Genomic DNA, 14,952 nt, shown 5'->3' with positions numbered 1-14,952 from the left:
TATAGAGATGCTCGTGTTTTTTGCAGAATAAGAGTAGAATAAAACACAAGATTAGTTATTATTTAAATTTTGAGCATTTCTCCAATATTTATTTAATTTATTTTTATTGTAAAGTATCATTACAACTTTTTTGAAATAATCACATTCATTTCAATTTATGCTAATGTGTTTAATAAGAGGAAACTTTAGGAGGTTCTTTATGCAATGAAGAGAATTGCCGTTTTAACAAGTGGGGGAGATTCACCAGGGATGAATGCTGCCATTCGAGCTGTTGTCCGTAAAGCAAATTTCCATGGTGTTGATGTAATGGGTATTTACCATGGATATGAGGGCTTTATCAATGGTAGGATGGAGCTTTTAGATTTAGGCTCTGTAGGCGGGATTATTCAAAGAGGTGGAACTAAATTATTCTCCTCCCGTTGCCCAGAATTTAAAGAAGATCAATATCAATTGCAGGGTATTGAAAAAATGAAAGAAGCAGGAGTAGAAGGCCTAGTAGTCATTGGGGGAGATGGTTCTTATCGAGGTGCATTAGCACTAACGAAAAAAGGATTCCCAAGTGTGGGCGTTCCTGGAACTATCGATAATGATATACCCGGTACAGAATATACAATCGGCTTTGATACGGCTTTAAATACCGTTATTGAATCCATAGATAAAATTCGAGATACAGCCACTTCACATGAAAATTCATTTATCGTTGAGGTTATGGGTAGAGATGCTGGTGACATTGCGTTGTGGGCAGGGCTTGCAGCAGGTGCAGAGTCGATATTAATCCCTGAAGAGGAATACGACATTGATGATATCGTTTCTCGGATTGAACATGGTATTGCTAGAGGGAAAAAACATAGTATTATCATTGTGGCAGAGGGTGTCATGGCTGGTAGTGAATTAGCAAAACTTTTAAAAGAAAAAGCAGACATTACGACAAGAGTATCAGTACTTGGACATATTCAAAGAGGTGGTTCACCTTCTGCGCGAGACCGAGTTTTAGCGGGGCGTATGGGTGCAAAAGCTGTGGAAGTCCTACTAGAAGGTGGAAGTGGACGAGCAGTGGGCATAAAAAATCATCAGGTCTATGATTACGACTTAGACGAAGCATTTGCTAACAAGCATAAGGCAGATTTAAGTCTATATACATTATCCAAGGAACTTTCAATATAACTATAGTAAACGGAGAGAAAACAATGAGAAAAACAAAAATCGTATGTACTATTGGTCCAGCAAGTGAATCGCCGGAAATGCTTACAAAGCTTATGGAAGCAGGCATGAATGTAGCAAGATTAAACTTTTCCCACGGCAATCATGAAGAGCATGCCGTTAGAATTACAACAATTAGAGAAGTAGCTCAAAAACTAAATAAAACTGTGGGGATCTTACTTGATACAAAGGGTCCTGAAATTCGTACACATACTATGGAAAATGGTGAGCTACATCTTAAGCAAGGACAAGCTATCGATATTTCAATGACAGAAGTAGTAGGAACTGAAAGCGCCTTTTCAGTAACATATGAGAACCTAATCGAAGATGTGGACAAAGATGACAGAATTCTATTAGATGATGGTTTAATTGAACTTCGCGTATTAGAGAAGGATTTAGAAAAGGGTTTAATCCATACAATTATTGAAAATGCAGGGCTACTAAAAAATAAAAAAGGTGTAAACGTGCCGGGTGTTTCGGTTAAATTACCTGGTATAACAGAAAAGGATGCACAGGATATTCTGTTTGGTATTGAACAGAGTGTTGATTTTATTGCTGCCTCATTTGTTCGTACACCAAAGGATGTTCTTGAAATCCGTGAATTACTTGAACAAAATGGCGGTAGTCATATACAAATTATCCCTAAGATTGAAAACCAAGAGGGCGTCGACAATATCGATGGAATTATTGAGGTTTCGGATGGTTTAATGGTTGCACGTGGAGACTTAGGTGTAGAAATTCCAGCTGAAGAAGTACCACTTGTACAGAAAAATCTTATTAAAAAATGTAATTTAGTAGGAAAACCAGTTATTACTGCAACACAAATGTTAGATTCGATGCAGCGTAATCCTCGTCCAACTCGTGCAGAGGCAAGTGATGTGGCCAATGCAATCTTTGATGGAACGGATGCAATCATGCTTTCAGGTGAGACAGCAGCTGGACTTTATCCAGTTGAATCTGTAAAGACTATGAACAAAATTGCTGAGCATACAGAGAATTCTTTAGACTACCGATCCATTGTAAATACGCGTAGTAAAGAGCGTGGGTCAACAATGACTGAGGCGCTTTCACAAGCAGTAGCTTATACTTCCATTAACCTGGGAGTAAAATCTGTACTTGCACCTACAGCAAGTGGGACTACAGCTAGAATGATAGCCAAATATCGTCCTGGGGTACCGATTATCGCTATTACTAATATTCCGTCAACAGCTCAGAAGCTAACACTTGTATGGGGTGTAACACCAATTGTTACACCTAAAGTGACAACAACCGATGAAATTTTAGAATTATCGGTTGATGAAGCATTAAAACGCGGCCATGTAGATCATGGAGATGTTGTAATTATCACAGCTGGTGTACCAGTTGGTGAAGCGGGTACAACAAACTTAATGAAAGTACATGTAATTGGCGATTTATTGGCAAAGGGTCAAGGTGTTGGTAAGCTTTCAGTCGTTGGGAAAGCGATTGTTGTGAAAAATGCTGAAGAAGCACGCAGCTACGATGCAGAGGATGCGATTTTAGTAACTGTAGGAACAGATCGCGAAATGATGGATGCTATAAAGAAATGTGCAGGGATTATTACAGAAGAGGGTGGCTTAACAAGTCATGCTGCAGTAGTAGGTTTAAGCCTTGGAATTCCTGTCATTGTTGGAGTAAATGAAGCGACATCTGTAATCCGTCACGGCCAAGAAATTACAATGGACGCTGAAACAGGTGTAATTTATAAAGGTCATGCGAGTGTTTTATAATATGTAAAACTATAGAAGAGGAGCATCTCAATGTATGAGTATGCTCCTTTTTTTAACCTCTATGGAAATGAAACTTTTACCCTAGATAGAACGTATATACTATAGAAATACTCTAGAAAATGGAGGTTGAAATCTTGAGAAAAATAATAGGTGCTTTTATAGCAGCAATATTAGTTGAAATAGCTATTTTTATAGTGGTTGGAAAAGTAATGGGTGTATTTACTACATTACTATTGATAATACTAACTAGCGTAATCGGAGTTATTATAGCGAAAAAACAAGGAATGCAATCTGTACGTAATCTCCAAAATAGTATATCTGAAGGAAACCCGCCAGGAGTTGCGATAATCGATACGTTTTTAATCTTTGTAGGTGGGGTACTATTAGTAACACCAGGATTTCTAACAGATCTTGTTGGATTTACTTTAATTATTCCGTTTACTCGAAAATTATATAAGCCAGCAATATTTTATTGGTTAAGAAAGAAGCTTAAGAATGGGCAGGTATTTATTGTCCATAGATAGATTTTGATTTAAGCTTTACTGCAATCAGCAAAAGGAATGGGCTTAATAGTATTCCATATACTCCGAAAAGTAATATTGAGGCAGCGCTTATAAAGAAGGTGTGTACAGTTCTTAGATGGAATGTGGATGCCCACAATAGAGACTCAGCGAGTTGCCTTGTAATCTGTATAAATATATATAGAACGACTAAAGCTAAACAAAGAATTTTTTCGCCAATAACAAAGAAGTAAATAGCAATCGGAATTAGAAATAAGCCAATTCCGAAAAATGGTAGGGCATCTGCTAAGGATATTAAGAACGATTTATTCACTGGATGCTCAAATTGCATTAAGGCAAGTCCACTGCTTAATAAGAAGAAGGTAATGATAAATAATTGGAATTCTACAAAGATGAAGTATCCGAATAGACTTGTACCTTTTGAAAAATAGCCCTTCCACTCGTCGCGGTATTGTTTGGGAACATAGATGAAAAACCAATAGCGATTGTTTTTTGACTCGAATATGGCAAAGAAGAAAGCCACGATAAAGATGAAAAGCTCGATGATGTAGGATAGGATATCCTGCAATACATTGGCAATGCCCATAATGGCACCATCAATATAGGAAAGAGACTTATTGAAAATAGTTTCTAATAATATATGATCTCCCGAATTAAGAATATCTAAATTTTGGACTTGAACCTTTACTTCTGGGTAAATAGCGATTATGCTTTGAACGGTCATGAAAAAGAATACATAAGTGGATATGAATATTAATGCGGAAATCAGGATAGCACTTAATATGTATGGTATTCTTAAATACTTATGAAAAAAGTTGATAATAGGATACAAGAAATAGGCAAAAAATACAGCGATTGAAACAGGTAATATGAGCCATAAAATAGCAAAGTATAGAATTAACAGTAAATATTTCAGGTTTTTTTTGTAAGGAAAGACGTTCTTTTTACTTGCTTGCAAATTTACCACCTCTATTTTATGTAATTCATATCTCGTTTTAGTTAATTTCTTCTTCTTTAAACGATATTTTCATTAACTAATCAATTTTTTCTTAATTTCATTTAATTTCATTCACAAAGACGTCAAAATTTATTATAATATGAGATGTAAGCGATTTACTTATAGGTTCACATGAGCAGAATAATTGAGTGCTACAAAAAGAAAGCACTTACAACTAAAAACTTTTATACAAGAGGGAGCGATTTTTTATGACAGCAACACGTGGTTTAGAAGGTATCGTAGCTGCAGAAACTAAAATCAGTTCAATTATCGATGACACACTTACATACGTTGGATATGATATTGATGATTTAACTGAAAATGCTACATTTGAAGAGGTAGTATATTTACTTTGGCATACACGTTTACCAAACAAAGCCGAATTAGCTGAGTTAACTCAAAGCTTAGCGGACAATGCTGAAGTACCTCAAGCAATCTTTGACCAATTCAAAACATATCCATTAGATACAGTTCACCCTATGGCTGCATTACGTTCAGCTATCTCATTATTAGGTGTTTATGATTCAGAAGCAGACGAAATGTCTACTGAAGCTAACTACCGTAAAGCAATTCGTCTACAAGCTAAAATTGCTACTGTAGTAACTGGTTTCTCTCGTATCCGTAAAGGTTTAGAACCAATTGCACCAAAACCTGAATTAGGATATGCTGCAAACTTCTTATATATGTTACATGGTAAAGAGCCAGCACCAATCGAAATCGAAGCATTCAACAAAGCATTAGTTTTACATGCTGACCATGAATTAAACGCTTCTACATTCACTGCACGTGTATGTGTAGCTACATTATCAGATGTATACTCTGGTATTACATCTGCAATTGGTGCTTTAAAAGGTCCTCTTCACGGTGGAGCTAACGAGCAAGTTATGAAAATGTTATCTGAAATTGGTTCACTTGATAATGTTGAGAACTATATCCAAACTAAATTAAACAACAAAGAAAAAATCATGGGCTTCGGTCACCGCGTATACCGCAAAGGCGACCCACGTGCAAAACACTTACGTGTAATGAGCGAAAAGTTAACTAAATTAACTGGTAAGCCAGAATTATATGACATGTCAGTAAAAATTCATGACATGATCGTTGAGCAAAAAAATCTTCCAGCTAACGTAGATTTCTTCTCAGCATCAGTTTATGATTCATTAGGAATCGAACATGACTTATTCACACCAATCTTCGCAGTTTCTCGTACTTCAGGTTGGATTGCACATATCTTAGAGCAATATGCAAATAATCGTTTAATTCGTCCTCGTGCAGAATATGTTGGACCAGGAATGCAAAAATACGTATCAATCGAGGAAAGATAATTTTTCGAATATATGTTAAAATTGTCTAGGACTGTGAAATCACAGTCCTAGATTTATGAAAATAGGGAGGCAACATCCATGTCTAAAATTGTAGTAGAAAACGGTGCACTTCAGGTACCAAATAATCCAACAATTCCTTTCATCGAAGGTGACGGAATTGGTCCAGATATCTGGGTAGCAGCATCTCGCGTAATCGACGCAGCTGTTGAAAAAGCTTATAATGGTGAAAAGAAAATTGAATGGTTAGAAGTACTTGCTGGTGAAAAAGCATTCAACCAAACTGGTGAATGGTTACCACAAGAAACTTTAGATAAAATCAACGAATACTTAATCGCTATTAAAGGTCCTCTTACAACTCCAATCGGTGGCGGTATCCGTTCTTTAAACGTAGCATTACGTCAACAACTTGACTTATATGTATGCTTACGTCCAGTACGTCACTTCGAAGGTGTACCTTCTCCAGTTAAAAAACCAGAAGATGTTGACATGGTAATCTTCCGTGAAAACACTGAAGATATCTATGCTGGTATCGAATATGCTCAAGGTTCTGAAGAAGTGAAAAAAGTAATCAACTTCTTAAAAGAAGAAATGGGAGTTAACAAAATCCGTTTCCCAGAAACTTCAGGTATCGGTATTAAACCAGTTTCTAAAGAAGGTACTGAGCGTTTAGTACGTTCTGCTATCGAGTATGCTATTAAGCATAACCGTCCATCTTTAACTTTAGTACACAAAGGTAACATCATGAAATTCACTGAGGGTGGATTCAAACAATGGGGTTACGATTTAGCTGAACGTGAATATGGTGATCAAGTATTCACTTGGGATCAATATGACCGCATTAAAGAAGCAGAAGGCGTAGAAGCTGCTAACAAAGCTCAAGACGAAGCTTTAGCTGCTGGTAAAGTTCTTGTAAAAGACTCTATCGCTGATATTTTCTTACAACAAATCTTAACTCGTCCAAATGAGTTCGACGTAGTAGCTACAATGAACTTAAATGGTGACTATATCTCTGACGCATTAGCTGCACAGGTTGGTGGTATCGGTATCGCTCCAGGAGCTAATATTAACTATGTAACTGGACATGCGATCTTCGAAGCAACTCACGGAACTGCTCCTAAATATGCTGGTCAAGACAAAGTTAACCCATCTTCAGTATTACTTTCAGGTGTATTAATGCTTGAACACTTAGGATGGCAAGAAGCTGCAGATTTAATCACTAACTCTGTAGAAAAAACAATTGCTTCTAAAGTTGTAACTTATGACTTCGCTCGTTTAATGGATGGCGCTACAGAAGTTAAATGTTCAGAGTTCGCTAACGAATTAATCAAAAACCTTTAATTCTTAGTTTCTCGAAAACTTAAAATTATATTAAAAGCTTTTATGATTAAAGTAGTAATACTTTATGAATTATTAGCTACCCTTCTTTTTATTTCTTTCTTTTTTGGATATATTGAGTTTAGACGGGTAAATAAGTAATCAATCCTTTAATTTATGGAGAAGGCGGATGCTTATTTTGGGCCTCCCCTTATAAAATAAATAAGCACTAAACAAACTCAGGTTCAAAAGGAGTGTTTTACAATATGTCTCTAAAACGTAAAAAAATATCTGTAATCGGTGCAGGATTCACTGGAGCAACAGCAGCGTTCCTAGCAGCTCAAAAGGAACTAGGGGATGTTGTCTTAGTAGATATCCCACAAAGTGAAAACCCAACAAAAGGGAAAGCTTTAGATATGTGGGAGGCAGCACCTGTACAAGGCTTTGATGCTCATGTAAAAGGTACATCGGATTATACAGATACTGCTGACTCAGATTTAGTGATTATTACTGCTGGCGTTGCACGTAAGCCTGGCATGAGTCGTGATGATTTAGTGCAAATAAATCAAAAGGTCATGAAATCGGTTGCAAGTGAGATTGCCAAACATTCGTCAAATGCAACCATCCTAGTTTTAACAAATCCAGTTGATGCAATGACCTATACAGTATTTAAGGAAACTGGCTTCCCTAAGAGTCGCGTAATCGGACAATCTGGAGTCCTTGATACTGCTCGCTTCTGTGCATTTGTGGCAGAAGAGTTAAATATCTCAGTAAAGGATATTCGAGGTTTTGTATTAGGAGGACATGGGGATACAATGGTTCCACTGACTCGATATTCTTATGCCGGGGGAATTCCATTAGAAACCCTGATTGCTCCGGAACGTTTAGAGGAGATTGTACAACGCACCAGAGTCGGTGGAGGAGAAATAGTCAACCTCCTTGGAAACGGCTCAGCCTACTATGCACCTGCAGCAGCGCTCATTGAAATGGCTGAAGCAATCATTAAAGACCAAAAACGCGTCTTGCCTTCTATTGCCTATTTAGAGGGTGAATACGGCTATAATGGCATCTATCTCGGCGTTCCTACATTGCTAGGTGCAAACGGAATCGAAAAAATCTTTGAGCTTGAGCTAACCGAAAAAGAAAAAGTAGCTTTGGATGTCTCAGCAGAAGCTGTTCGAGAAGTAATGAGAATATTAGATTAATAAATGCTTCTCTAAAGTGTCGAGTGGGAATAATCTCACTCGATTTTTTTAATTATTAGGGTATACCATAAAAGTTGTCATAAAAAGTAAAAGTGGGTAAGACTATTATGTTCTTCAACAGAACGTATCCTTCAAATCATATCTCCTTAAGCTAACTAAATTCTTTCAATACTTCTAGAGATTGTTATTTTCAGTAAAAATTGATAATATGAAGGTAACCGTGAAGAAAAGGGGTTGCTGCTTAATTGCTGCTACGTAAGGGTTTGAAATTAGGAAAGAAGATTGATGAAATCATTGTTGGCGAAAAGCTTCAGTTAAATGAAAAGATTGAAGATAAAGATCTGCTTCTGTATTTAGGTTTAACAAATGATAATAATCCGCTATACATTCAACATGACTATGCGCTTGATACACCTTATAAAAAGCCGATAGTTCCTGCAATTATGTTAAATGGCATCATTACTTCTGCTATATCCAAGCACCTGCCTGGACCAGGTTCTCATATTCGTGAGCAAAACATCATTTATTTAGAGCCTGTGTATCATTACGAAACAATTGAGCTTTTACTTGAAGTACAGCATATTGATTTCGCTCAAAATTTTGTGGAAATCTATGTGAATGCATTTAAGGATAAAAAAATTCAAGTATTAAATGGTGTTATAAAAGTAGTACCACCTTATTAGAGTTTTGTTTTCTGATTTGAAATGGGGGTTTCAAATCATCATTGGAGGTTACTTATGTTAAAAACAATTTTAGTCGTAGAAGATGAAGTATCAATCGCAACATTATTAAAGTACAATCTAGAGCGTGGTGGATATGAGGTGCTCCTTGCACATGATGGGAAAGTTGGCCTTGATATGGCAATTGAGCACTCACCTGATCTGATTTTATTAGATCTAATGCTTCCTACTATGGATGGAATGGAAGTTTGTAAGGAGTTACGCAGTCAAAGACGCAATATTCCTATCATTATGCTTACAGCTCGAGATGATGAGTTTGATAAAGTTTTAGGCTTAGAGCTTGGTGCAGATGATTATATGACGAAGCCCTTTAGTCCTCGTGAAGTAATTGCACGTGTAAAAGCTGTTTTGCGTCGTTTTACACCAGTTCTGCCTCAAGAGGAAGAAGAGCCGGAAAATGCTGTGTATCAATTTGGAAAACTACAAGTCTATCCAAATCGTTTCGAAGCTTTTCTGGATGAGGAGTCATTGGAATTTACACCAAAAGAGTTTGAACTACTTGTTTATCTTTTAGAAAATAAAAATCGTGTACTAACAAGAGATCAGCTTCTAAGTGCAGTATGGAATTATGATTTTGCTGGGGATACAAGAATTGTTGATGTCCACATCAGTCATTTGAGAGATAAAATTGAGGAAAATAGCCGCAAGCCAAAATTTATCAAAACTATAAGAGGAATCGGCTATAAATTTGAGGAGCCAAAAAGCCTATGAAGGCATATCGTAACCGATTGTTTGTTACCTTCATGATATTAACAGGTTCGATTTTAGCTGTCCTTGGCTTTATTTTAGGTCAGCTTTTTCCTTTTATCATCGAAAACTTTGGAACCAAAAATAGTCTTGTTTTTGATATGGAAAGTATTGAGGAGACACGGAGACAGTTCGCTTCTATCATAGCTTTCTTGATTTTCCTAAGCTTTGTACTAATTTGCTTTGTTGCGAATTATCTAATACGAAACTTATTGGACCCAATTGAAAATATAACACTAACAGCAAGAGAGTTAACAAAAGGGAACTATCGTGCAAGAGCATATGCACTTGGACCTGTTAGTATCGTGGAGTTGAGAAATTCCATTAATATTTTGGCAAGGAACCTGCAGGAAATTGAGAAAATAAGAGAAATTGAAGAAGAGCGTTTAAAAACCCTTATTGAAAATATGGGTAGTGCACTAATTATGATTGACCGTGAAGCCACCGTTTCGATTGTAAATCGTCAATTTCTTGAAGGCTTTGAGCTATCCATCGATGAAGTGAAGGGGTTCAACTTTTTAACGCTAGGACTGCCAAGTGAGATTGAAAAGTTTATCGACCATGTTTTCTTAACAGAGCTTCCATATCGTAAACAAATTGAAGTGGAAATCCATCAGGAAATCCAATACAAACAAATATATGGAGCACCTGTTGTAGGAGATCATGGGCGTTGGCTAGGTGTAGTAATCGTTATGCATGACATTTCTGAGCTCATCCGTCTGGAGCAAATACGGAAGGACTTTGTGGCAAACGTATCTCATGAATTAAGAACACCGATTACCTCCATTAAAGGATTTTCAGAAACCCTGTTAGATGGTGCATTTAAAGATGAAAAGATGCTTATTTCATTTTTAGATATCATCTATCAGGAAAGTAATAGACTTCAAATGCTTATTCAAGATTTACTTGAATTATCGAAAATTGAACAGCATGGCTTCTCTGTGAATATAATGCCTGCCAGCCTGCAGGAGGTGTTGATTCGCTCAGTGGAGTTAACGAGCCCACGAATGGATGAAAAGAACATGCAGTTTGATGTAGATATTGTGCGAGATGTGATGGTCATGGGTGATTTTAATCGACTGATTCAAATTTTCACGAATCTAATTACAAACTCTATTACTTATTCTCCGGAAAATACAACCATTACTTTACGTATAAAAGCAAATAGTGAATATGGAATTATCGAGGTAGAGGATCAGGGAATGGGCATTGAAAAGAATGAGATTGCTCGTATTTTTGAACGATTCTATCGTATTGATAAAGCACGGAGTCGTAATTCTGGAGGTACAGGATTAGGGCTAGCGATTGTAAAACACTTAGTAGAAGCTCATCATGGTAAGATCAATGTAGAAAGTACGGTTGGAAAAGGTACTTGCATGAAGGTCTTAATTCCATTAAAAAAATAACTTAACAATAGATTTACAATATTGTTATTGTTACTTCATATTTCTACCCTATGATTATTTATAGAAACCCCCCTGTTTCAAATATAGTAAATAGATATATACAAAAAGGAAATGTCCCAATGTAGGGGCATTTTCTTTTTTTGTTGAAACTTATCGGAGAGTTATCCGTAAATGTATTAAGAAACAAAATTTTACAATTTAGGGGGACCACAAGATGAGTGTTAAACGTACTTTGTTAATCACTGGACTAAGTTTGTTTTCAATCATTGCACTGATAGCAGTTTTTACTTCCTGGTATACAGTAGATGAGTCAGAGCAGGCAGTTGTGATTACTTTTGGTCAAGCAGATGAAACCATTACAGATTCAGGATTACATTTTAAGTTACCATGGCCGGTACAAAAGGTAGAAATCCTTTCAAAGGAAACGTATAGTTTGCAGTTTGGCTATGAACAGACCGAGGATGGCGTGATTGAATCCTATGACAATGAAACAAAAATGATTACAGGTGACGAAAATATTGTACTTACAGACTTAGTCGTACAATGGAAGATTACAGATCCGAAGAAATATCTCTTTAACTCCGAAGATCCAAAACAAATACTACATAATGCCACTTCAAGTGCGATTCGCTCCATTATTGGCAGCACTACTATTGATAATGCATTAACAAACGGAAAAGCGGATATTGAATTATTTACACGAGATTTATTAGTGTCATTAGTCGATAAATATGACATTGGCGTAAGTATTCTGGGTGTAAAGCTTCAGGACGTCGAGTTACCAAATAAGGAAGTACGTGCAGCCTTTACTGCTGTAACAGATGCTCGTGAAACGAAAAGCACGAAAACAAATGAAGCAGCAAAATATAAAAATCAAAAATTAAGTGAAGCACAGGGTGAAGTAAGTGCTATTAAGTCTCGTGCTGAGGGAGAAAAAATTGCCCGTATTCAGCAAGCCGAGGGGGAAGTTGCAATCTTCAATGATTTATATAAAGAATATGAAGGCAATAAAGATATTACTAGACAGCGTTTAATTCTTGAAACCTTAGAAAATGTTTTACCAAATACTCAGATCTATATCATGAATGATGATGGTGAAACCTTAAAATATTTACCGCTTCAACCAACGGCAACCTCTCCTGTCAAAACAGAAGAATCCTCTGAAGGGAGCGATAAGCAATGAGTAACAACAACAATCAATTTGATGGTGATTTAGAAAAAGTGGCTAAATCGCTTTTCGGAAATAATAAAAACAAAAAGAAAAATTCAAACGACCCAAATGATACGAAGATTGTGAAGGAGAAAAAGCCGTTTAATGGACGGCAATTCGCCAAATCGGCTATCCTCCTTACTGCCATATTTGCTGTAATTATTATTGTCATAGGGAATGTCTATGTTGTGAAAGAAAATGAGTACAAGGTCGTTCGTCAATTTGGAGAAGTTGTAAAATATGAGGAAGAACCTGGCTTAAATATTAAAATTCCATTTATCCAAAGTGTAACTACCCTACCAAAAAACTTGATGACATACGAAATGACACAAGAAGAGATTAACACATTAGATAAGAAGAGAATTATTATTGATAACTATGCAGTATGGCGTGTTACAGATCCGAAATCGTTAATTTCTAATGCTGGGACGCTCATAAATGCTGAGTCTCGTATGGAGGAATATATTTATTCCGTACTGCGTACACAGCTGGGACAATTAAATTACGACCAAATTATAAATGATGAAAATTCCGAGCGTGGTAGTATAAATGACCGTGTAACGGAAGAAGTAAATAAGGCTCTGGAAAATGGTAATTTTGGAATAGCAGTTGTTGATGTCCGTATTCGTCGTACGGATTTACCACAGGAGAATGAACAATCTGTCTATACGCGCATGATTTCTGAACGTGAATCAATTGCTCAGAGATATCTATCTGAAGGGGATGCAGTAAAGAATGAGCGTGTTGCCCAAACGGATCGTGAAGTTAGTGAATTAATAGCAACAGCAAATAAAGATGCTGCTGTTATCCGTGCACAAGGGGAAGCAGAGGCAGCCAAAATTTATAACTCTGCCTTCTCACGCGACCCAGAATTCTATGGATTATACAGAACACTCGAATCCTACAAAAAGACAATCGGGGAAGACACAGTTATTATCCTTCCATCAAACTCTCCATATGCTAGAATTTTATCAGGGTATTTAGAATAAGAAAATGGGCTGGCTTCTTGTTTGGAGGTCAGCCTATTTTTACAAAAATTGTTAGAATACTATATTTTATAAGATGGGAAAATTTAAAATGTAGTAACAGTAGCTTTCAATGTCAAACTGCATGGGGGGAAAAGATTGAAATTGAAATCCAAAACTAGTGTTTTTTTCATGGTATTTCTATTATTATTTACACTCACGGCTTGTACGCAAGCTGAAAAAAGTAAGGAAGAACTAAATACCGATGATATTGAAATAATGTATACATTTGAGAATCCCCAGACAAAGCAAAAGTTTAAAATCATTCATGCCAATCAACTATTTGAGCGGTATATTGAAGAAACAAAGGGGGATCCAAGCAATGGAACTCTGGAAAAATATAAAGAGGAAGTTATACAGCCTATATACAAGGATTGTTTTAAAAATGCTGAATACCTCTATATGGCAGAGGACTTACTGGGGGATGTTCCAAATAGATTAACAGAATTAGAAATAATTAGTGAAAATTTAGAAACTCGTAAAATAGAAATCAATGAGCTCATTCAGGAGTCCCTTTTGAAATCTGCAGAACTTCTACCCTCTCAAGAAGAGGTAGCGGTGTGCGTTTTGCCCTCTACCCATGATGTACATATGATTACTGTTGGGGCAGGGAAAATTATTATTCCCTATAATGGCTATTTTAGTGATGATTTTATAAAGGTTGGTGTTGCACATGAATATCATCACAGTTTTTGGACCCAAAAGTATTTGAATAATCATTTCGGAACTGTTTTAGATAATCTTATCTTTGAAGGAAAAGCGGTCATGTTCGAAAAAACCGTTTATCCCGAGCTAGAAAGCAGCACTTCAGTAGATTTAACATACAACAAAGAATTATGGTCTAAAGTAGAACCAGATTTAAACAAACAGGACTTGAATCGGTCGTTAGAAATTATAATTGGTGGAAAAGATTTACCTGATTTATATGGTTACAGTGAGGGCTATAAGATGGTTAAATCCTATCTCGACTTATATCCCACACTAACACCAGAAGAATGGACAGCTTTAACAGCTCAAGACATTTTTGAAAAAGGCAAATACATTGAGCACTACCAATGAAGCAAACGATGCTTGATAAAGAATAGCTTTTATAGTGGCAAAGGGCTACTATGGGGGGGGGAATAATGAAAATTAAAATATTGCAGGCTAGTCCATTATGTGGTGCATTTCTTTTTCGAGGAATGTACCTTTTTTATTGTTTTAAAGGGAATTATTTTTTGAATAACTTTTAACATCGTGGGGTATGACGGCAACATTCAATGATAAGTTAATTAATGAATAGTTATTTTAATATGTGATAATTAGCAGAGTAATATTTCGTTAACCGTGGACATGTACTAATAATGGAGGTGTCTATTTGAAGATTGGTGAAAAGAGGGATAGGTTACTTTATTTCGCCTTAGCCTTAGGTTTTCTTATTTTAGCAATCATTGTTTTTAGTGTTCTTCAGTCAAGTTAGACCACAAGTTTAAATGAAAAATCATTTTTATCAACAGCAGTCCATTATAGTTTAG

The 14,952-nt window shown here is 36.3% G+C and carries 13 protein-coding genes; 12 read left to right on the top strand and 1 reads right to left on the bottom strand.

What is annotated here, in order from left to right:
• Positions 1 to 204: 204 nt before the first annotated feature.
• From pfkA to BJ095_RS01270, 3 genes are all read left to right on the top strand, one after another.
• A complete protein-coding gene (pfkA, locus tag BJ095_RS01280; protein ID WP_107934270.1) occupies positions 205 to 1,164 on the top strand; it encodes a 6-phosphofructokinase in 960 nt (319 codons plus the stop codon).
• 23 nt (positions 1,165 to 1,187) lie between these two features.
• A complete protein-coding gene (gene pyk, locus BJ095_RS01275) occupies positions 1,188 to 2,948 on the top strand; it encodes a pyruvate kinase (protein WP_107934268.1) in 1,761 nt (586 codons plus the stop codon).
• A gap of 134 nt (positions 2,949 to 3,082) precedes the next feature.
• Positions 3,083 to 3,472: an FxsA family protein gene (locus tag BJ095_RS01270; RefSeq protein WP_235867543.1), complete on the top strand. Its 390-nt coding sequence runs from the start codon at positions 3,083 to 3,085 to the stop codon at positions 3,470 to 3,472.
• Here the strand turns inward: BJ095_RS01270 and BJ095_RS01265 are convergent.
• Entirely contained in the window at positions 3,456 to 4,436 is a 981-nt protein-coding gene (locus tag BJ095_RS01265; RefSeq protein ID WP_235867542.1) for an AI-2E family transporter, read from the bottom strand. The two genes, BJ095_RS01270 and BJ095_RS01265, sit on opposite strands and share 17 nt — an antisense overlap.
• A 239-nt stretch (positions 4,437 to 4,675) precedes the next feature.
• On the opposite strand from BJ095_RS01265, the gene citZ reads away from it, so the two are divergent.
• The 9 genes from citZ (at position 4,676) to BJ095_RS01220 (ending at position 14,497) form a co-directional block, all read left to right on the top strand.
• On the top strand, positions 4,676 to 5,791 hold the full coding sequence (citZ, locus tag BJ095_RS01260) for a citrate synthase (protein ID WP_107934262.1): 1,116 nt from the start codon (positions 4,676 to 4,678) through the stop codon (positions 5,789 to 5,791).
• Positions 5,792 to 5,869: 78 nt separating this feature from the next.
• Positions 5,870 to 7,129: an NADP-dependent isocitrate dehydrogenase gene (gene icd, locus BJ095_RS01255; protein WP_107934260.1), complete on the top strand. Its 1,260-nt coding sequence runs from the start codon at positions 5,870 to 5,872 to the stop codon at positions 7,127 to 7,129.
• Between the two features lie 242 nt (positions 7,130 to 7,371).
• Positions 7,372 to 8,310: a malate dehydrogenase gene (mdh, locus tag BJ095_RS01250; RefSeq protein ID WP_107934258.1), complete on the top strand. Its 939-nt coding sequence runs from the start codon at positions 7,372 to 7,374 to the stop codon at positions 8,308 to 8,310.
• A 245-nt stretch (positions 8,311 to 8,555) separates the two neighbouring features.
• The gene (locus BJ095_RS01245; protein ID WP_107934256.1) at positions 8,556 to 8,993 is read left to right on the top strand and encodes a MaoC/PaaZ C-terminal domain-containing protein; all 438 of its coding nucleotides are present in this window, start codon (positions 8,556 to 8,558) and stop codon (positions 8,991 to 8,993) included.
• 54 nt (positions 8,994 to 9,047) lie between these two features.
• Entirely contained in the window at positions 9,048 to 9,761 is a 714-nt protein-coding gene (locus tag BJ095_RS01240; protein WP_107934254.1) for a response regulator transcription factor, read from the top strand.
• Positions 9,758 to 11,203, top strand: a complete 1,446-nt coding sequence (pnpS, locus tag BJ095_RS01235) for a two-component system histidine kinase PnpS (protein WP_107934252.1) — start codon at positions 9,758 to 9,760, stop codon at positions 11,201 to 11,203. The genes BJ095_RS01240 and pnpS overlap by 4 nt, the downstream gene beginning before the upstream one ends.
• Before the next feature lie 214 nt (positions 11,204 to 11,417).
• Positions 11,418 to 12,386: an FtsH protease activity modulator HflK gene (gene hflK, locus BJ095_RS01230; protein ID WP_107934250.1), complete on the top strand. Its 969-nt coding sequence runs from the start codon at positions 11,418 to 11,420 to the stop codon at positions 12,384 to 12,386.
• Positions 12,383 to 13,402: a protease modulator HflC gene (gene hflC, locus BJ095_RS01225; protein WP_107934248.1), complete on the top strand. Its 1,020-nt coding sequence runs from the start codon at positions 12,383 to 12,385 to the stop codon at positions 13,400 to 13,402. The genes hflK and hflC overlap by 4 nt, the downstream gene beginning before the upstream one ends.
• A 168-nt stretch (positions 13,403 to 13,570) precedes the next feature.
• On the top strand, positions 13,571 to 14,497 hold the full coding sequence (locus tag BJ095_RS01220) for a DUF2268 domain-containing putative Zn-dependent protease (protein WP_107934313.1): 927 nt from the start codon (positions 13,571 to 13,573) through the stop codon (positions 14,495 to 14,497).
• Positions 14,498 to 14,952 lie beyond the last annotated feature (455 nt).

This window comes from Ureibacillus chungkukjangi (assembly GCF_003217295.1).
GTDB lineage: Bacteria > Bacillota > Bacilli > Bacillales_A > Planococcaceae > Ureibacillus > Ureibacillus chungkukjangi.
The sequence above is the reverse complement of the archived record's forward strand: the minus strand, read 5'-3'. Positions and strand labels throughout refer to the sequence as shown.